Origin of the sequence: Collinsella aerofaciens (assembly GCF_028209625.1) — a bacterium.
GTDB classification, from domain to species: Bacteria; Actinomycetota; Coriobacteriia; order Coriobacteriales; family Coriobacteriaceae; genus Collinsella; species Collinsella aerofaciens_AM.
Genome location: NZ_JAQLDU010000006.1, coordinates 81,097 through 100,959, shown reverse-complemented (window position 1 = coordinate 100,959; position 19,863 = coordinate 81,097). Strand labels below are relative to the sequence as shown.

17 protein-coding genes are annotated in these 19,863 nt (G+C 60.0%); all 17 read left to right on the top strand.

Translation table 11 applies throughout. From position 1 onward, the window contains the following. Positions 1-202 precede the first annotated feature (202 nt). The 17 genes from PMW70_RS04440 (at position 203) to PMW70_RS04360 (ending at position 19,776) form a co-directional block, all read left to right on the top strand. Positions 203-1,816 (top strand): ABC transporter substrate-binding protein, encoded by a 1,614-nt coding sequence (locus PMW70_RS04440; protein WP_117655648.1) that lies wholly within the window; start codon positions 203-205, stop codon positions 1,814-1,816. 157 nt (positions 1,817-1,973) lie between these two features. Beyond that, a complete protein-coding gene (locus PMW70_RS04435; RefSeq protein ID WP_055251823.1) occupies positions 1,974-2,930 on the top strand; it encodes an ABC transporter permease in 957 nt (318 codons plus the stop codon). A 3-nt stretch (positions 2,931-2,933) separates the two neighbouring features. After that, positions 2,934-4,949: a dipeptide/oligopeptide/nickel ABC transporter permease/ATP-binding protein gene (locus PMW70_RS04430; protein ID WP_035138893.1), complete on the top strand. Its 2,016-nt coding sequence runs from the start codon at positions 2,934-2,936 to the stop codon at positions 4,947-4,949. Next, on the top strand, positions 4,950-5,777 hold the full coding sequence (locus PMW70_RS04425) for an ABC transporter ATP-binding protein (RefSeq protein WP_089573612.1): 828 nt from the start codon (positions 4,950-4,952) through the stop codon (positions 5,775-5,777). A gap of 80 nt (positions 5,778-5,857) precedes the next feature. Then, positions 5,858-6,835 carry an acetylxylan esterase gene (locus PMW70_RS04420; RefSeq protein WP_117647499.1) on the top strand — a complete coding sequence of 326 codons (978 nt, stop codon included), beginning with the start codon at positions 5,858-5,860 and terminating at the stop codon, positions 6,833-6,835. Then, the gene (locus PMW70_RS04415) at positions 6,828-7,679 is read left to right on the top strand and encodes an acetylxylan esterase (RefSeq protein WP_271743993.1); all 852 of its coding nucleotides are present in this window, start codon (positions 6,828-6,830) and stop codon (positions 7,677-7,679) included. Before PMW70_RS04420 ends, PMW70_RS04415 begins: the two co-directional genes overlap by 8 nt. 68 nt (positions 7,680-7,747) lie before the next feature. After that, positions 7,748-8,668, top strand: coding sequence for a dihydrodipicolinate synthase family protein (locus PMW70_RS04410; RefSeq protein ID WP_089573615.1), 921 nt, complete (start codon positions 7,748-7,750; stop codon positions 8,666-8,668). Positions 8,669-8,840: 172 nt separating this feature from the next. Next, entirely contained in the window at positions 8,841-9,806 is a 966-nt protein-coding gene (locus PMW70_RS04405) for an ROK family protein (RefSeq protein WP_161116043.1), read from the top strand. Positions 9,807-9,876: 70 nt separating this feature from the next. Continuing rightward, positions 9,877-10,563 (top strand): N-acetylmannosamine-6-phosphate 2-epimerase, encoded by a 687-nt coding sequence (locus PMW70_RS04400; protein ID WP_271743992.1) that lies wholly within the window; start codon positions 9,877-9,879, stop codon positions 10,561-10,563. A 101-nt stretch (positions 10,564-10,664) separates the two neighbouring features. Then, the gene (gene rapZ / locus PMW70_RS04395) at positions 10,665-11,585 is read left to right on the top strand and encodes an RNase adapter RapZ (RefSeq protein ID WP_022094878.1); all 921 of its coding nucleotides are present in this window, start codon (positions 10,665-10,667) and stop codon (positions 11,583-11,585) included. A 6-nt stretch (positions 11,586-11,591) separates the two neighbouring features. After that, positions 11,592-12,521, top strand: a complete 930-nt coding sequence (gene whiA / locus PMW70_RS04390; protein ID WP_099431435.1) for a DNA-binding protein WhiA — start codon at positions 11,592-11,594, stop codon at positions 12,519-12,521. 193 nt (positions 12,522-12,714) lie between these two features. Continuing rightward, positions 12,715-13,740, top strand: coding sequence for a type I glyceraldehyde-3-phosphate dehydrogenase (gene gap, locus PMW70_RS04385; protein WP_099431436.1), 1,026 nt, complete (start codon positions 12,715-12,717; stop codon positions 13,738-13,740). Positions 13,741-13,880: 140 nt separating this feature from the next. After that, on the top strand, positions 13,881-15,071 hold the full coding sequence (locus PMW70_RS04380; RefSeq protein WP_117564871.1) for a phosphoglycerate kinase: 1,191 nt from the start codon (positions 13,881-13,883) through the stop codon (positions 15,069-15,071). Beyond that, the gene (tpiA, locus tag PMW70_RS04375) at positions 15,064-15,831 is read left to right on the top strand and encodes a triose-phosphate isomerase (RefSeq protein WP_022094882.1); all 768 of its coding nucleotides are present in this window, start codon (positions 15,064-15,066) and stop codon (positions 15,829-15,831) included. The genes PMW70_RS04380 and tpiA overlap by 8 nt, the downstream gene beginning before the upstream one ends. A gap of 5 nt (positions 15,832-15,836) precedes the next feature. Next, positions 15,837-17,390: a 2,3-bisphosphoglycerate-independent phosphoglycerate mutase gene (gpmI, locus tag PMW70_RS04370; protein ID WP_117735803.1), complete on the top strand. Its 1,554-nt coding sequence runs from the start codon at positions 15,837-15,839 to the stop codon at positions 17,388-17,390. A 164-nt stretch (positions 17,391-17,554) separates the two neighbouring features. Then, positions 17,555-17,809, top strand: coding sequence for a preprotein translocase subunit SecG (secG, locus tag PMW70_RS04365; RefSeq protein ID WP_006236144.1), 255 nt, complete (start codon positions 17,555-17,557; stop codon positions 17,807-17,809). 290 nt (positions 17,810-18,099) lie between these two features. Next, positions 18,100-19,776, top strand: coding sequence for a peptide ABC transporter substrate-binding protein (locus tag PMW70_RS04360; RefSeq protein ID WP_117635932.1), 1,677 nt, complete (start codon positions 18,100-18,102; stop codon positions 19,774-19,776). Positions 19,777-19,863: the final 87 nt, after the last annotated feature.

Here is a 19,863-nt window from a genome sequence, read left to right as displayed (position 1 = left end):
GTCGATACATACTGTCTGGCGAATCGTTTGTCAATGAATTCGGTGAACGGTAGCAAATACCGTTCAAGCGTATGTATGTATCGGTCGCCGAGCGCGGCACCTCAGTTGGGTTCGTCGGTAGGTAAGGTATATATCGTCCGCAAGTTGCGCGGGGGCACGTCTAGGCGCTCCCGGGTAAGATTCTCTATTGATAGGAGAAGACATGGCCATCATCAACAAGGGTATGTCCAGGCGTTCGTTCCTCGGCCTCACCGGCAGCGTCGCTGCTGTCGCAGGGCTTGGTCTCACCGGCTGCGGTGGCAGCTCTAGCGACGAGGGTTCCGCTTCCGGTTCCACCGATTCCGCCAACCGTGGCGGCGGCGTGATCACCGCTGGTTCCGCTTACGCTCCGTCCAGCTTCGATCCCGCCAGCACCGGCTCCGCTGTGGGCCTGGGTGCTAACTGGCACGTCGTCGAGGGCCTCTACGGCATCGATTACCACGACTACAGCACCTTCAAAGAGCTCGCCACCGACGATCCCAAGTCTGTGGACGACACCACTTTCGAGGTCACCATCCGCAAGGGCGCCAAGTTCTCCGATGGCACCGAGGTCACCGCTGACGATGTCGTTGCCTCCTACACCGCTTGCGCCGCTTCCGCTACCTATGCTCCGTTCTTCCAGCCCTTCGAGTCCATCGAGGCCAAGGACGCCAGCACCGTGACGGTCAAGACCAAGGTCCCCAACTTCTCCCTGCTCAAGGATCGTCTGGCCATCGTCCGCGTTACCCCGGCCACCCAGACCGAGGAGGATCGCGCCAAGCAGCCGATCGGCTCCGGCCCCTGGATGTACGACTCTATCTCCGATACCGAGATCACCCTGGTTCCCAACCCCGAGTACAACGGTGAGTATGCTGCCGAGGATAAGAAGATCCAGTACAGCATCCTGACCGACCCCACCGCTCGCGTTACCGCTCAGCAGGAGGGCTCCACGCTCGTTATGGAGCTCGTTACCGCTGACGCCGTCGACCAGCTCGAGAGCGCCGGCTGCAAGATCGATAACGTTCAGGGTTTCGGCACCCGCTTCATCATGTTCAACGTCGCCAAGGAGCCTTGGAACAACGTCAAGGTCCGTCAGGCTGTCATGTATGCGCTCGACACCGAGAAGATGGTCAGCAACACCTTCGCCGGCCTTGCCACCGCTGCCAGCTGCTACCTGCCCAAGAGCTTCACCAACTATCATGAGGCTTCCACGGTGTACAAGACCGACGCCAAGAAGGCTAAGAAGCTCATCGAGGAGTCTGGCATCACCCCGGGTGCCATCACCCTGCGCACCACCGACAACGAGCAGATTAAGGGCATGGCCGCCCAGGTCAAGAATGACCTCGACGCTCTCGGCTTCGATGTGACCATCCAGACCGATACCTCGCCGGCCACCTACGCTGCCATCGACGGCGGCGAGGCCTACGATATCCTCCTTGCCCCTGGCGATCCTTCCTGCTTCGGCGCCGACCCCGACCTGCTGCTCAACTGGTGGTACGGCGACAACGTCTGGATGCAGACCCGTTGCCCGTGGAAGGAGTCCGCTGAGTGGCAGAAGCTCCACGGTCTCATGGACGAGGCTCTTGCCGCCGAGGGCGACGAGCAGCAGAAGAAGTGGAACGAGTGCTTCGACATCATTGCCGACAACGCCGTTCTGTACCCCGTTGTCCACGTCAAGACCGTCTCCGCTTCCTGGGACGATCCGTCCACTGCGCCCAACGGCGAGGCCCTCGATGGCTTCAAGGGCATCGGTACGACGAGCATGTCCTTCAGGGGCGTTGCGACCGTCAAGGCGTAAGACTCGCTTGAGTCTGTATGCAGGATGTCGGTCGTTGGGACCGTATCCTCATAGTTGAAACAAAGACCCGGGCGACCTCGATGTCGCTCGGGTCTTGTAATGAGTATCCGTACTCATATACCAGTTGGTCCTACCGACAAAAGAAAGGGGAGAGAACGTGAACAACTTGCTACGTTTGATTGGAAGGCGTCTTGTGGCGCTGCCGATCATGGCATTGGGCGTCACCGTCCTGGTGTTCTTCCTTATGTCGTTCTCCAAGACCGACCCCGCCTACACGGCGTTGGGTGACGGTGCCTCGCCCGAGGCGGTTGCCGAGTACCATGAGAAGTATGGTCTGGACGACCCCTGGCCTGTGCGCTACGTGCGCTATATGGGCGATTTGATCCATGGTGACATGGGCACCTATGGTGCTGCTCGCAACTCCGTTGCCAAGCGCATCTCCACGGCCCTGCCCGTCACGATGCAGCTGACCTTCATCGGCCTTGCCATCGGTGCGGTCGTTTCGTTTTTACTCGGCGTCATCGCGGCACTGTATCGCGACAAATGGCCGGACCAAGTGATCCGCGTCTTTTCCATCGCCGGCTTGGCAACCCCGTCGTTCTGGCTTGCCGTTCTGTTGATCCTGCTGTTCTCTTCCTACCTTAAGGTGCTTCCGGCATCGGGTGCTCTGCCTCACTTCACCACGAATCCGGCTGGCTATCTGGGACGTATGATCATGCCCGCTATCGCCTTGGCATTTCCGCTGACGGGCCAGATGACTCGTATCGTGCGTACCGCCATGGTCGAGGAGCTCGATAAGGATTATGTCCGTATGGCTCGCGGCGCCGGCGTTCCCGAGAAGGTCGTCGTCGGCATCAACGTTCTTCGCAATGCGCTGATCACCCCGGTCACTACCCTCGGTCTTAAGATCGGTTACCTCATGGGCGGCGCCGTCGTCATCGAGGTTATCTTCAACCTCCCCGGCATGGGCACCGCGATTCTTCAGGGCGTTCAGGGCAACGAGGCGAACCTGGTTCAGGGCGTCGTTATCGTCGTTGCTCTTGCCTTCATCATCATCAACATCGTGGTTGACATGCTCTACCTGCTCATCAACCCGCGCATCAGGACGGTGTAGATTATGGTAAAGATTCGAGAGAAGCAAACCGAGCAGCTCGAGAAGGCTGCCTCCAAGGGGCTCAAGCTCGGTGGCTGGAAGAAGATGACGCTGTCTTCTAAGATTGCCGCCGTCGTGTTGGTGCTGGTCGCCCTGACTGCGATTCTGGCGCCCCTTCTTGCCCCCTATAGCCCGGTCGAGATTTTTACGGCTCGCCAGGCTCCCGGCAACGGATTTATCTTCGGTACCGACGATAAGGGTCGCGACATTCTGTCGCGCATGCTCTACGGTGGTCGTTACTCGCTGATTATCGGCTTTGGCGCCACTGCCATGGCTCTGGTCTGCGGCTCGGTCGTGGGCGCCCTTGCGGCGGTTTCGCGCAAGGCCGTTTCCGAGACGATCATGCGTATCCTGGACATCATCATGTCCATCCCGGGCATCGCCCTCGCGGCCGTCTTCGTCTCCATCCTGGGCAACTCCGTGCCGTCGATCATCTTCGCCATCGGCTTTATGTACACTCCGCAGATTGCCCGTATCGTGCGCGCCAACATCGTGTCCGAGTACGGCGAGGACTATGTCCGCGCGGTCATCGTTTCCGGCGCCAAGGCTCCGTGGATTTTGATCAAGCATGTTCTGCGTAACTGCATCGCCCCGATCATGGTCTTCACCGTTACCCTGGTCGCCGACGCCATCATCTTCGAGGCCTCGCTGACCTTCATCGGCGCTGGTATCCAGGAGCCCACCGCTACCTGGGGCAACATCCTCGCCGACGCCCGCGGCGGCGTGCTCGCCGGCCGTTGGTGGCAGGCGCTGTTCCCGGGCCTGGCCATCATGATCACCTGCCTGGCACTCAACATCCTCTCCGAGGGCATTACCGACGCCATGGCCGCTGCTCCCTCCGCCGCCCTGGATCCGACCGATTCCTCCAAGCGTCGCGAGGCCGACCTGCTGGTCTCTGACCCCGTTCGCGCCTACAAGGAGCAGGCCCAGTCCCTCTCCGCTCGCCTTGGCGCCCTGCGCGATGTCGAGCTCAAGCGTGACGATCGCCATGTGCCCGACGAGTCTGTCGAACCGATCCTTTCGGTCCGCGATTTCTGCATCCAGTTTGAGCATCACGGCGATATCAACGTCGTCGACCATGTCAACTTTGACGTCCGTCCTGGTCAGACCATGGGCCTGGTGGGCGAGTCCGGTTGCGGTAAGTCCATCACCACGCTGGCCATCATGGGCCTGACCGACGATGACGAGCACCTTTCCGGCGAGGTCCTCTGGGAGGGCCGCGACCTGCTCAAGATGAGCAAGAAGGAGTGGTTCGGCCTGCGCGGTACCGATATCGCTATGGTCTATCAGGACGCCCTGTCCTCGCTCAACCCCTCCATGCTCATCTCTGCCCAGATGAAGCAGCTCACCAAGCGCGGCGGCACCCGCAGCGCCGAGGAACTCCTGGAGCTCGTGGGCCTCGACCCCAAGCGTACGCTCGAGAGCTACCCGCATGAGCTTTCCGGTGGCCAGCGTCAGCGTGTCCTGATCGCTATGGCCCTTACCCGCGACCCCAAGCTGGTCATCTGCGACGAGCCCACGACCGCTCTGGACGTTACCGTCCAGAAGCAGGTCATCAAGCTGCTCAACGACCTTCAGGCCAAGCTCGGCTTTGCCATGATCTTCGTCTCGCATGACCTGGCGCTGGTCGCCGAGGTCGCCCATAACATCACGGTGATGTACGCCGGCCAGGTTATCGAGCAGGCGCCCACCAAGGAGCTGCTCACCAACCCGATCCACGAGTACACCCGCGGTCTTCTGGGTTCCGTTCTGTCCATCGAGAGCGGTTCGGGCCGCCTGCACCAGGTGCCCGGTGCCGTTCCGAGCCCGCGCGATTTCCCCAAGGGCGATCGCTTCGCGCCCCGCTCGAGCCATCCGCGTATTGGCCTGGACACCCGTCCGGTCTTCAAGCGCGTGCCCGGCACCGAGCACTTCTATTCCGAGCTCCCCGACGAGGTGCTCAAGGCAAATGGTTTGACCCCTCACGCGGAGGTGATGTAGATGAGCGAGACCGCAGTCAACGGCGTCGAGCCGATCATCTTCCTTGATGACGTCCACGTCACCTTTAGGACCCGTACCGGCTCGATTCTGCACCCTAACCTGGTTCACGCCGTCCAGGGTGTAACGATTAGGCTCATGCCCGGTCAGACGATCGGCATCGTCGGCGAGTCCGGTTGCGGTAAGTCCACCACCGCCAACGTCATGTGCGGCCTGCAGGCCCCCACGAGCGGCAAGGTCTACTTTAAGGGCAAGGACGTTACCAAACGTACCGCCGAGGACCGTCGCCACATGGGTCGCGTCATCTCGGTCGTGTTCCAGAACCCGGCCACGGCACTCAACCCCCGTATGGTCGTTCGCGAGCAACTGCTCGACCCCATGCGCGTCCACAACCTGGGTACCGAGGCCGAGCAGGAGAAGCGCGTCAAGGAGCTCTTGGAGCTCACCGGTCTGCCCAGCTCCGCCGCCGAGGTTCTTCCCGGCCAGCTTTCGGGCGGCCAGCGCCAGCGCGTCGCAATTGCCCGTGCCCTGTCGCTGAACCCCGATGCCATCATCGCCGACGAGCCCACCTCGGCTCTGGACGTTTCGGTTCGCGCGCAAATTCTGAACCTGCTGACCGACCTTAAGAAGGAGCTCGGCCTGGCCATGGTGTTCATCAGCCATGACATCCAGACGGTCCGCTATATCTCTGACGACATCATCGTTATGAATGGCGGCAAGATCGTCGAGCAGGGCGAGGCCAAGCAGGTCTTCCAGCACCCTCAGGACCCCTACACCAAGATGCTGCTCGGTGCTGCGCCGTCGTTGCTGCATCCCAAGCTCGGCGAGTAGCCTCGCTTTCCCTCCCGTGCGCCCGGTTCCCTTGCCGGGCGCACCTCCGTTGCGATTTCGAAAGGTTGGGTTCACGAGCCATGCCAAGTGCTCAGGAGCTACAACAGCAATTTGGTGGGTATCGGGGCGCCATGCCCCGTCCATCAGATTTCGATCTCTTTTGGAAGGACCGCATGGCCGAGGCCGACGCCGTCGGACTTGACTATGCGATCGAGACGGCATCGGTCACAGATGCCGTGACCTGCCAGCTTTTCGACCTCTGGTATACCGGCATGTGTGGCGCTCGCCTGCATGCCAAGTACCTTAAACCCGTCTCGGACGAGCCCGTGCCATTGGTACTTCAGTTCCATGGGTATCCGGGTGCAAGCCGCAGCTGGTTTGAGCAGGCGTCGTTTGCGGGCATGGGCATGGCACTCATCGCACTCGACTGCCCCGGCCAAGGAGGTCCCTCCGAGGACATTGGTGGATTTGAGGGCACAACGGTCGCGGGCCATATCGTCGCCGGTATCGACGGCGATCCGGCCAACCTCTACTATGTCCGCTTGCACCAAGATATTCGCATCCTGTGCCGCATCGTTCGCGAGCTCGAGGGCATCGATCTTGCCCGTGTGTTTGTGAACGGCGCGTCGCAGGGCGGCGGTTTGGGCATTGCGACCTGTGCACTTAACAGCGAGCTTATCAATCGCGCCGCCATCCTCTATCCCTTCCTGTCGGATTTCCGCCTGGTCTGGGATTTGGATGCCGACGACATTGCCTACGAGGGCCTGCGCTATTGGTCTCGCTGGTTTGACGAGGACTCGACTCGTATCGACGAAGCCTATGCCAAGCTAGCGTACTTCGATTCCAAGAACTTTGCCCCTATGGTCAAATGCCCCGTGCTGTTTGGCACCGGCACAGCCGATACCGTCTGTCCGCCAGCGACGCAGTTTGCGGTCTATAACAACCTGACCTGTGAAAAGCGTCATGAGTTCTTTGAAGGCTTTGGCCACGAGGAGATTCAGGATTTTGACGATCTGATCATTCCGTTTTTCTGCAAGGGAGGGGAGGCTCATGTCTAAGTGCGAGAGCAATGTCAATGAGCTGATTGTCTCCGACCTTGTGGGGATTCCCGGAACGGTCTCGTCGAGGCTCGCTGAATATCGGGACTGGCACGGTGATGTTCAGGCAGATGTTTCTGATTTGGAGACATGTGCTATGGATCTTGAGATTCAAAGCCTGACCATTACGGCGATCGATTTCGCCAATCCGTATGCCCGCTACTCTGAGGTTTCCTTTGAGCTTGGTGGCGATGTGGTCCACGCACGTTTGATCGAGCCTACCGGTCGCGCCCGGGCATCCGAGCTTGTGCCGCTCTGTCTGATGTTTCACGACATCGACCGACCCGTGCGTGGATGGCATCACATGACGAGGTTTGCCGCCATGGGATATGCCGTGCTTGCGCTGGACGATGAGGCGATTGGATCCAGCGAGCTGCAGCAGGGGATTGCCTCTCCTGCTTTTGTCAAGCGCGTCCGTTGGGGTTGCGCGATGGCGAAGGCGGCGCGCAATCTTGATGGCGTGGACCCCGACCGCATCTTTGCATGGGGCGAGGGCCTTGGCGGCGGAGTCGCGCTGGCGGTTTCCGCTCTGGACGAGCGGGGCCTCGCCTGCACGGCGGTTGCCAATCCAATTCCCGGTGGCCTCGAGGCGTTGTCGTCTCGGGTGCGTGGATCGGTGCTCATGGGCACATCGCTCATGGATGTCGTGAGCGATCCCAAGGGCCAGTTTGCCGTATTCAACGGTCTTGAGTGTGACCGGAGGCATATCATCTATGCCAAATACGCTCATGAGCGCATCAATGCGTTCGAAAACGAAGTCATCGACTTTTTTAACCAAACGTTCTACCCGTGTTCTTTGGCCTAGACGGCCTGGACACTGCCAACAAGAGTGGGTGGCATAGGGCCGCCCGCCAGACAACTAAGGAGATTCTTGTGGCAACTCAGAAATTCACCGGCGTTATCCCTCCCGTCGTTGTTCCCGATACCGAAGACCACCAGCTCGACGTTGCCTCCTTTGAGCGCAGCATCAACCGCATGATCGATGCCGGCGTCGATGGCCTGTTCTTCCTGGGATCTTCGGGCGAGGTCGTCTTCTCCACCGACGAGCGCCGTCGCCAGATTATCGCCGAGGCCGTGCGCATCGTCGATCACCGCGTGCCTGTTCTGGTCGGCATCATCGATACCGAGACCGAGCGCATGATTGAGCACGGTAAGGTCGCTCAGGAGCTGGGTGCCGATGCCCTCGTCGCCACCTGCCCGTTCTATGCCCTGCAGGGCATGACCGAGGTCGAGGAGCACTTCCGCATTCTGCACGAGGAGCTCGATCTGCCCATCTTTGCCTATGACATTCCCGTGTGCGTTCACACCAAGCTCCCCTGGAAGCTCCTTGCCAAGCTCGGCGCCGAGGGCGTCCTTGCTGGTGTCAAGGATTCCTCGGGTGATGACATCTCGTTCCGCTACCTCGTTCAGGAGAACGAGAAGAACGGCCATCCGATGAGTATCCTCACCGGTCACGAGGTTGTCGTCGACGGCGCTTACCTTGGTGGCGCCGATGGTTCCGTCCCGGGTCTCGCTAATGTTGAGCCCGAGGGCTACGTGCGCCAGTGGAAGGCCGCTCAGGCCGGCGACTGGGCTACCGTCAAGGCCGAGCAGGATCGCCTTAACGAGATCTCCCACATCTGGGATGTCACCTCAGGCGTTCAGGGCTATGCCGGTGGCGTCGGTGCCTTCAAGACCGCTATGAACCTCATGGGCATTTTCGACAGCCCGACCATGCCGCGCCCGGTGAAGGCCATGACCGGCGAGAACGTCGAGGCGATTAGGAAGGTCCTCCAGGACAACGGTCTCCTGTAAAGCTTCCCCAGGCACCCGACCTCGCCGTTCAACCGTGTGACCATGACCCATTAGGTCAATGGCCACACGGTTTCTCGACGATCTCGGGCACCTGGAAAACCTTTACCGCGCTGTGACGGCTAGCCTGACGGCGCATTTCCTGTAGTTGTTTTTATCTCCGAAGGAGAGCGACATGGAGAACAAGTACGTCTGCTCTGTCGATATCGGCGGAACTAAAATTGCGACTGCCATCATGGAGTACCCGGCTGACGGTAGTGTGCCCCATCCCGTTTTTGAGGCCGAGATTCCTACCGAGGCCCAGGAGGGCGGCGAGGCCGTCTTCCAGCGTATCGAGGCGTCTATCAAGGCCGCTCTTGAGGCGAATCCCGATGTCGAGGTTCTCGGTGTCGGTATCGGTGCCGCAGGCGTCGTCGATCCCAAGACGGGCGCCATTGCTTATGCCAATGAGATCATGCCCGGCTGGTCCGGCGTTCAGTTGGGGCCGCGTCTGCGCGAGGACCTTGGTCTTCCCGTTGCCGTTGTGGGCGACGTGCAGGCTCATGCTCTGGGCGAGGCCCACTGGGGCGTCGGCAAGGGCAAGTTCTCCGTCTTGTGCCTGGGAATCGGTACGGGCATCGGTGGCGCATATGTCGAGAACGGCCGCGTGATGCAGGGCTTCCATGGTGCTGCCGGTCATATGGGCCACATCGAGTGCTCGGCTGCCGCCGGCATTCCCTGCGCCTGCGGGCGTTCCGGCCATCTTGAGTCTGTTGCTTCGGGCACCTCGATTGGCCGTATGTACGACGAACGCTTCGGTCGAGTTGACCCCAGCCGTCCTTCGGTCGGTCGCGACGTGAACGACCTGTGTCGTGCTGGCGACGCAAAGGCGACCGAGGTCATCCATGACGCCGGCTTTGCGCTGGGCGCCAGCTTGGGCTCGCTTGCCAATATTCTGGATCCAGAGGTCATCGTGCTTTCGGGCGGCGTAATTCATCAGGGTCCCGATTGGCGTTCGCAGACGTGGAAGGATTCGGTGCACGAGGGCTATGCCAGCCAGGCGCTCGATCCGCTCCAGGACACGCCGATTCTCATCGGGTCTCTGGAGGGCGATGCTCCGCTCATCGGTGCCGCCGAGCATCTTCTCGCTTCGTTAAAGTAAACGTATCTGCTGTAGGAGCCTCCCGAGACAACACGCCTCGGGAGGCTGTTCTGAGAAAGGTTGCAGCCTTATGACCGTCGATCCTTTGATTCAATCCCTGAAGGGTAAGCTCGTCGTGAGCGTTCAGGCGTATATGGGCGAGCCGCTTCGTACGCCCGAGACCATGGCTCAAATGTCTCGCGCTTGCGAACTCGGCGGCGCCGCCGCCATTCGCTGCCAGGGCCTTGCCGACATTGCCGCCATTAAGGGTCGCTGTGAGGTTCCTGTTATTGGCCTATGGAAGGATGGACACGAGGGCGTTTACATCACGCCGACGCTGCGTCACGCCCGCGCCTGCGTTGCTGCTGGTGCCGATATCGTGGCGATCGACGCCACCGATTGTCCGCGCCCCGATGGCAAGACGGTCGAGGATACCTTCCGTCCGCTGCACGAGGAGGGTGTGCTCCTGATGGCGGATTGTGCCACCATCGAGGACATTCGCCGTGCGGTTGATATGGGCTTCGACCTGGTATCTACCACGCTCTCTCACGGTGTCGCCGCCATCGACTGCACCATGGCCGATGGCCCCGACCTGCCGCTCCTGCGTCAGGCGACCGAGGAATTCCCCGGCCTTCCCATCATTTGCGAGGGTCGCGTGCATACGCCCGAGGAGGCTCGCGCCGCGATCGATGCTGGCGCCTGGGCCGTTGTCGTCGGCACCGCCATCACGCACCCCACGAGTATTACAAGTTGGTTCAAGGCTGCGCTTGAGGCGTAAGACAGGCCTCGTATCCGCTCGGGGCGGTATACTCAATAAAGGCAATTGACCGCGCGGGATCCGGGTTGCTGGGTCCCGCGCTTGTTTTCGGGAGGCAGCACATGCAAAAGGGAGATGCCATGGATGCGGCGGAGCGCTCGGAGCGCATCCCCGATATCGTCATCATCACCGGAATGTCCGGATCGGGCCGCACGCAGGCCATGCACGTGTTCGAGGACATGGGCTATTTTTGCATCGATAACCTGCCTCCGCGTCTGATCGCCCAGCTTGCCGAGCTCGTCGGCATTAATACGGGCGTGGGCAGGCATCTCGCCGTCACCTGCGATTTGCGTAGCCAGGGCTTGTTCGATGAGCTGCTCGATGCGGTCGCCGCGCTCGAAGAGCGTGAGATGAGCTGCGACATCGTGTTCCTGGAGGCTTCTGACGAGGTACTGATTCGTCGCTACAGCGAAAATCGCCGCCGTCATCCCATTGCCAAGCCGGGGGAGACTACGGCCGATGCGATTCAGCGCGAGCGCCTGCAGCTGCAGGGTGTGCGCGATCGAGCCGATATGATTATCGACACGAGCCGCCTACGCACCTCTGCGCTGCGCAACAAATTGCGCATGGCGTTCTCCGAGTTGTCCGACCAGCAGCTCATGGACGTTCACGTGTTCTCGTTTGGCTTTAAGCACGGTATGCCCGTCGAGGCGGACATTATGATTGACGTTCGCTTCCTGCCCAATCCGTTCTACGATCCCGAGATGCGCACCATGACCGGTCTCGATAAGAAAGTCTCCGACTTTGTTCTGGACCATCCCAAGACGCAGGAGTTCTGGAAGGCCTGGACGCAGCTGCTCGATACGGTCATGCCCGGTTATATCGCAGAGGGCAAGCCGCAGCTTTCTATTGCCATCGGTTGCACGGGCGGTCAGCACCGCAGCGTTGCCATCGCCGAGGCCACGGCGCGTTATTTGGAAGGCGCCCAGTATCACGTGAGCATTTCCCATCGCGACTTGTCGCGCGCCAACACGAAAGCATAGGCCTGCATGTCGTTTACCGCCGAGGTGCGTGACGAGCTTGCGCGCTGCGAACCCGAATGTGAATACTGCGATTTGTCGACGCTTGCCGCCCTGACGCGTGTGAGCGGTACGCTTTCGTTGGCCGGCTCCGGGCGGTATCGTTTGACGGTCGCGACCGAGACGGGAGCCGTCGCGCGCACGATGATCACGCTGACGCATCGCATTCTTAAGCTCAAAACGGAATTCACCGTTCGTAAATCGGTCTTGCATAAGGTCCGTAACTATCTCATTACCCTGCCCGATCAACCCGACCTGGACAAGGCTCTGGTGCTGCTGGGCATTCTAGACCGCAGGGGAGGGCTCGTTGCTGGTGTTCCCCGACACATCGTTGCCCGTCCCTGCTGCAGGCTTGCCTACATCCGCGGCGCGCTCATCGCGGGCGGCTTCGTGGCCGATCCACGCGGCGATTTTCATTTGGAGATCGCGGTGCAGGGCGAGCAATATGCCAAGGGGCTTTGCGACCTGTTGGGGCAGATTGGGGTCCATGCTCGTGTTAATGCACGGCGGGGGTCATATGCCGTGTACATTAAGAGCGCCGAGGAAATCGAGCATCTATTAAAGCTGATTGGTGCCAAGCGCAGCGTTGCCGAGATTGAGGAGGCGCGCGCGGTCAAGTTGGTTAAGAACGATGTGAACCGTCGCGTGAACGCCGAGCTCGCCAACCAGACCAGAAGCGCCGGTGCTGCCCAACATCAGCTTGCGCTTATCGATGAGCTCGAGCAGCGCGGCCTTCGCGATGCGCTTCCGGATGCCTTGGCGGTCTTTTGCGACCTGCGCGAGCGCTATCCCGATCTGTCGCTGCGTGATTTAGGGGAGATGGCTGACCCTCCCTTGTCGAAGTCGGCCCTCTACCATCGAGTTTTGAGGCTTGAAAAGCTCATTGAAGCAAACCGGTAGTTTAAAGTATCGACTTATATACGGATTTAGCTGCTATTTTATTCTTTAAAACGTTTTAACGTAAATTTGATTTTCAATTTCGACTATTCTCGTGAAATTCAAGTCAAAAAAAAGGTATATTAGGCGAGTGGTTAGTTTGTGGGCCTCAACGGCGGGCGCTGTAGCTTGCGGGGGCCTTACGAAAGGAGACACAATGGCAGTAAAGGTTGCTATTAACGGCTTCGGTCGCATCGGTCGTCTGGCTTTCCGTCAGATGTTCGGTCATGAGGGCTCCGAGATCGTCGCTATCAACGACCTCACCTCTCCCGATATGCTCGCTTACCTGCTGAAGTACGACTCCACGCAGGGCAACTACGCTCGCGATCACGAGGTCGTTGCTGGCGAGGATTCCATCACCGTTGACGGCAAGGAGATCAAGATCTACAAGGAGGCCGACGCCAACAACCTGCCTTGGGGCGACCTCGACGTCGACGTCGTTCTCGAGTGCACCGGCTTCTACACCAGCAAGGCTAAGGCTCAGGCCCACATCAACGCTGGCGCCAAGAAGGTCGTCATCTCCGCTCCGGCCGGCAGCGATCTGCCCACCATCGTGTACAACGTCAACCACGAGACGCTGACCGCTGAGGACAACATCATCTCCGCTGCTTCCTGCACCACCAACTGCCTCGCCCCGATGGCCAAGGGTCTGAACGACTTCGCTCCCATCGTGTCCGGCATCATGACCACCATTCACGCCTGGACCGGCGACCAGATGCCGCTCGACGGCCCGCAGCGCAAGGGCAACAAGCGTCGTAGCCGCGCCTGCGCCGTCAACATCGTCCCCAACACCACCGGTGCTGCCAAGGCTATCGGCCTGGTTCTCCCCGAGCTCAACGGTAAGCTCATCGGTGCCGCCCAGCGCGTCCCGACGCCGACCGGCTCCATCACCAACCTCTACGCTGTCGTTGACAAGAAGGTCACCGTCGACGAGGTCAACGCCGCTATGAAGGCCTACGCTTCCACCATCTCCGAGACCTTCGGTTACAACGAGGACGACATCGTCTCCACCGACATCATCGGCGAGACCCACGGCTCCATCTTCGACGCCACTCAGACCATGTGCTCTGACCTCGGCAACGGCCAGACCCTCGTTCAGGTCACCTCTTGGTACGACAACGAGAACTCCTACACCTCTCAGATGGTCCGCACCATCAAGTACTTCGAGAAGTTCGTTGCTTAATTTAGCTTTTAGCGAATAGCTCGTTGAGCGTCTAAAGAAGGGCGCGGCCTCATAGGGCTTACACCCTAGGGTCGCGCCCTTTTTATAGGAAATCGTCTGCCGTAATGGGAGGCAGACACGTACGAAAGGTAGAAGCAAACATGGCCTTTACCAAGAAGACCGTCCGCGACATCGATGTCGACGGCAAGCGCGTTCTCGTCCGCGTTGACTTCAACGTGCCTATCAAGGATGGCGTCGTTGGCGACACCACCCGCATCAAGGCTGCCCTGCCCACCATCAACTACCTCGTTGAGCACAACGCTCGCGTCATCCTCATGAGCCACCTCGGCCGTCCCGATGGCACCGGCTTCCAGCCCGAGCTCTCCCTTGAGCCTGTCGCCAAGAAGCTCGCTGAGCTCTCTGGTCTCGATGTTGCCTTTGTCGCCGACACCTACGGCGAGAAGGCCGCCGAGGCTGTTGCCGCCGTCGAGCCGGGCAAGGTCCTCGTTCTCGAGAACGTCCGTTTCGACAAGCGTGAGAAGAAGAACGATCCCGAGATCGCCAAGAAGCTCGCTTCCTATGGTGACGTCTTCGTTCTCGATGCTTTCGGCACCGCTCACCGCGCCCAGGGTTCCGTCGTGGGCCCCGCCGCTTACCTGCCTGCCGTCGCCGGCTTCCTGCTCGAGAAGGAGGTCGACACGCTGACCGGCATCTTCGCCGAGCCCGAGCGCCCCTTCGTCGCTATCGTCGGCGGTTCCAAGGTTTCCTCCAAGATCGGCGTTCTCGATCACCTCATCGACTCCGCTGATACCCTGATCATCGGTGGCGGCATGGCCTACACCTTCTTCCTGGCTCAGGGCCTGACCGTCGGTCAGTCCCTCAAGGAAGAGGACTGGGTCGAGCGTGCCGGCGAGATGCTCAAGAAGGCCGAGGAGAAGGGCGTCAAGATCCTGCTCCCCATCGACAACCGCGTTGCCGATCACTTTGGCGAGGACGCTGTCCCCGAGGTTGTCGCTTCCGACGCTATCCCCGACGATCGTGAGGGCATGGACATCGGCCCCAAGACCGAGGAGCTCTACGCCGAGGCTGTCAAGGGCGCCAAGACCGTGTTCTGGAACGGCCCCATGGGCGTCTTCGAGTTCGATAACTTCGCTCACGGCACCCAGGCTATCGCCGAGGCCGTCGCCGAGGCCGACTGCACCTCGATCATCGGCGGTGGTGACTCTGTCGCGGCTGTCAACAAGTTCAACCTGGCCGACAAGATGAGCTGGATCTCCACCGGTGGTGGCGCTTCCATGGAGCTCGTCGAGGGTAAGGCCCTGCCCGGAGTGGAGGCGCTTCTCGATGCCTAATCGCACCCTTCTTATCGCTGGTAACTGGAAGATGAACAACGACGTCGCCGAGGCCGCCAAGCTCGCCGACGAGCTGGCTCAGGCTCTGCCCGAGGTTCCGGCTGGCGTCGAGGTGCTCGTCTGCCCTCCGACCATTGACATCACCACGGTTCATGACCGCATTCAGGCTGCCCCCATCGCCCTCGGTGCACAGAACGTGTACTGGGAGGCCAAGGGTGCCTTCACCGGTGAGTCCTCTTGCGACATGCTCAAGTCCGCTGGCTGCACCTACTGCATCATCGGTCACTCCGAGCGTCGCGACTACTTCCACGAGACCGACGAGGATCAGAACAAGAAGGCCAAGGCTCTCGTTGCCGCCGGTCTTGTTCCCGTCTTCTGCTGCGGCGAGTCTCTCGAGGTCCGCGAGGCTGGCACCTATGTCGAGCACGTCGTGAACCAGGTCAAGGCTGGCCTTGCTGGTCTTGAGATCACCTGCCCCAAGCAGGTCGTCGTCGCCTACGAGCCCATCTGGGCCATCGGCACCGGCAAGACCGCTACCGCCGAGGACGCTCAGGAGGTCTGCGGCGCTATCCGTGAGACCCTCAAGGAGATGTTCGGCGAGGAGCTCGCTAACGGCATCCGCGTTCTCTATGGTGGCTCTGCCAAGCCCGGCAACATCGCTGAGCTCGTCGCCAAGCCCGACGTTGACGGCGCCCTCGTGGGCGGCGCTTCGCTCAAGGCTGCCGACTTCGCCTCTATGGTCGTCAAGGCAGGCGAGTAGGACATATGGCACAGCGTCATCTTCCTGCACTCCTGATCATCATGGACGGCTGTGGCCTGGCTCCGGCCGATGGCGAGAACGCCGTCGCCGCTGCCAAGACGCCCTTCCTTGATAGCCTGTACGAGAAATACCCCCACACCACGCTCGGCGCTTCGGGCGAGGACGTGGGCCTTCCCGATGGCCAGATGGGCAACTCCGAGGTGGGTCACCTCAATATCGGTGCCGGCCGCATCGTCTTCCAGGAGCTTTCGCGCATCAACAATGCCATCAAGGACGGCTCCATCGCCAAGAACGAGGTCTTCGTCAAGGCTATGGACGATGTCAAGGCCGAAGGCAAGACCCTTCACCTCATGGGCCTTATGAGCCCCGGCGGCGTTCATTCTCACATGAACCATGTCGAGGCCCTGGTCAAGATGGCTGCCCAGCATGGCGTCAAGACCGTTCGCGTCCACGCCTTTATGGATGGCCGCGACGTTGACCCGCAGTCCGGTGCTGGCTACATGAGCGAGTTCTGCGCTTTCTTGGCCAAGATTTCCGAGGAGACCGGTTGCGACGCTCGCGTTGCCACCGTCTCGGGTCGTTATTGGGCCATGGACCGCGATAACCGTTGGGAGCGCATCCAGCGTGCCTACGATGTCATGGTCAACGCGTCCGATGCCGATACCGACCCCGTGGCCGGTATCAAGGCCTACTACGAGAAGGATCCGCGCGGCGATGAGTTCGTCGAGCCCTTCGCTGCCCACAATGAGGGCATCCACGAGGGCGACGCGGCCATCTTCTTCAACTTCCGTCCCGACCGCGCTCGTCAGATGACCCGCGTGTTCACGGACAAGGAGTTCGACGGCTTTGAGCGCGAGCAGATCAAGCTGTCGCACTTTGTGACGATGACCGAGTACGATCCGACGTTTGACGTCGAGGTTGCCTTCCCCAAGACGTTCCCCGAGAACGTTCTGGCCGACGTTATCGCTGCCAATGGCCTGAAGCAGCTGCACACCGCCGAGACCGAGAAGTACGCCCACGTGACGTTCTTCCTCAACGGCGGCATCGAGGAGCCCAAGGAGGGCGAGGAGCGCGTGCTCGTCGCTTCCCCCAAGGTTGCTACCTACGATCTGCAGCCCGAGATGAGCGCTCCCGAGGTTACCGAGAAGCTCGTCGCCGCAATCAACGAGGATCGCGCTGATTTCTACATCGTGAACTTCGCGAACTGCGACATGGTTGGTCACACCGGTGTCTTCGACGCCGCCGTTAAGGCCGTCGAGGCTGTTGACGATGCTCTGTCCAAGGTTGTCCCGGCGATTCTCGCCAAGGGCGGCTTTGCGCTGATTACCGCCGACCATGGCAACGCCGACCACATGTTTGACGTCGCTTCCGACGGTTCCAAGCATCCGTTTACGGCTCACACCACCAACCGTGTGCCGTTCATCATCGTTGATGAGAAGGCCCAGCTCACCGGTATCGAGGACGGCCGTCTTTCCGATATCGCTCCGACCATGCTCACCATGGCTGGTATTGAGCCTTCCGCCGAGATGACGGGTCGCGTGCTCGCCACCGAGGCCTAATAGAAAACAAATACCGTTTTCTAGTAAGGGGGTTGTCCACAACCGGACGACCCCCTTTTTGGTATTTCTGCCATTTCTACCCCGTCCCTAAATGGCAGGTGGGGGAGTGTTGGAGGTTGTGGTACAGTACTGGAGTTTGAATTGTTCTATTAAGGAGCTTATCTATGGGTCCGTTTCAGATTCTTCTGTTTGTCGTTTGGGCTGTTTCTGCCGTGGCGCTGACGATTCTCGTCCTGATGCACTCCGGTAAGGGCACCGGCGTTTCGGATATGATCGCTAGCTCGCTGTATAACTCCAGCTCTGCCACAGGCGTTATGGAGCAGAACCTTGACCGCCTGACCGTTATCATGGCTGTCGTGTTTGCCGTGTGCGTCGTGCTGTGCATGTTCTTCTTCCCGCAGGGCATCGTCGGCTACTAAGCATCGGCGTATATGCGTTTGTAAAGGGTCCCGCATGTGCGGGGCCCTTTTTGTTTACATATTTGTAACAGAGTCAAAATATCCCCACATACTTCGCCCAACTAAAGAAATTCTCGACCGTTAACCGGAATCAGCGCCAAATTGTGCATAAAATGCGCTATTGTATTGCGAAACGTTGGCCCGCATTGCATAACCAGCCATAACAGCGGACCGCGTTTGAATGGTTCGATTGGGCTGTCTCGACGTTGCCCGGCCGAATTCACTTTGTCCTATCTCATAAGGAGGATGGCATGGCTGATTCTATGTTCCACCAGCCCGTTATGGGTCGTCGCGCCTTTGTTGGCGGCACCCTCGCTGCGAGCTCCATGGCTTTTCTTGCCGCATGCGGCAAGAAGGGCGGCGACGCTTCCGGTTCTGAGTCCGGTTCGACGCTGAACTTCTACATCAACAACCCGGTCTGCATCGACCCCTACAACGTCCAGGAGGATCAGGGCACTCAGGTCGAGTATCAGCTCTTCGACGCTCTGACGGAGTACGATAACGAGAAGGGCGAGATCGTTCCGCTGGCTTGCGAGTCCTTTGAGGCTAACGACGACGCCACCGAGTTCACCTTCAAGATCAAGAAGGCCAAGTTCCACAACGGTGACGACGTTACCTCCAAGTCCTTCAAGCTCGGCTGGGAGCGCCTGGTCAACACTAAGTCGGCCATCGCTACCGAGTATGGTCCTTCCGAGGTCTCCTACCACCTTTCCATGGTCGAGGGCTATGACGATCTGCTTGCCGGTAATGCTACCGAGCTGTCCGGCGTTACCTGCCCGGATGACGAGACCCTCGTCGTCAAGCTGACTTCCGCCTACGCCGACTTCCCGTTCGTCGCCTCTCACCCGGCTCTGTCCCCGGTTCCCGAGTGCGCCGAGTCCGATGTCAAGAGCTTCTACCTTGCCCCGGTCGGTAACGGCCCGTTCATGATGGACGGCAAGTGGGAGGATGGTCAGGAGATCAACCTCAAGAAGTTTGACGATTACTATGGCGACAAGGCCAAGATCGACGCCATCCACTTCCAGGTCATCAAGGACGTGGAGACCGCTTACAAGGAGTTCCAGGCCGGCAACCTCGATGTCTGCGACGTTCCCGTTGCTCAGATCGACGCCGCCAAGAAGGACCGCGGCGAGTCCAAGGATGGCTACACCATGGGCGACGGCGAGCGCATGCTGCTCGGCTCCGAGCCTTCCACGTACTATCTGACGTGCAATACCACGGCCGAGCCGTTCAACAACGCTGACCTGCGCAGGGGCATCTCCTTGGCTATCAACCGTGAGGCCATCTGCAAGACCATCTTCAAGGGCACCCGTACCCCCGCTGACGGCATCGTTCCTCCGGGAATCGCCGGCTACAAGGAGGGCGCATGGGAGTTCTGCGCCTATGACGTCGACAAGGCTAACGAGTACCTCGACAAGGTCGCTCCCGCTGGCGCTAACGGCGATCGTGGCATCAATGTGACCCTGTCCTACAACCAGGACGGTGGCCACAAGGAGATCATGGAGTCCATCATCGGCGACCTCGCCAAGGTGGGCGTCACCGCCGTCTCCGATACTCCCGAGTGGTCTGCCCTGCTCGAGCAGTATCAGAACTTCAACTATCAGTTCGGCCGTCTGGGCTGGATCGCCGATTACCCGATCATGGACAACTTCCTGTACCCGCTGTTCCACTCCGACTCCCTCGGTGGCGACAACCGCTCTGGTTACAACAACTCCGAGTTCGATGCCAAGGTCGATGAGGCCCGTGCCACGGTTGACGACGACGAGCGCATCGCCAAGATGCAGGAGGCTGACGCTATGGTCGCCGCTGACTGCCCGGTTATCCCGGTGATGTTCTACACGCACACCATCGTCGGCTCCGATCGCGTCAAGTACCTCTATGTCGATCCGCAGAAGCACGCCGATCTGGGTACCGCTGAGCTCGCCTAAGAGTTTTGCAGCTTCCATGAGGGTCAAGTATTTACGTAGACCTCATGGGAAACATACAGTTCTCCCTAACCTGGGGTAAACTGGCTG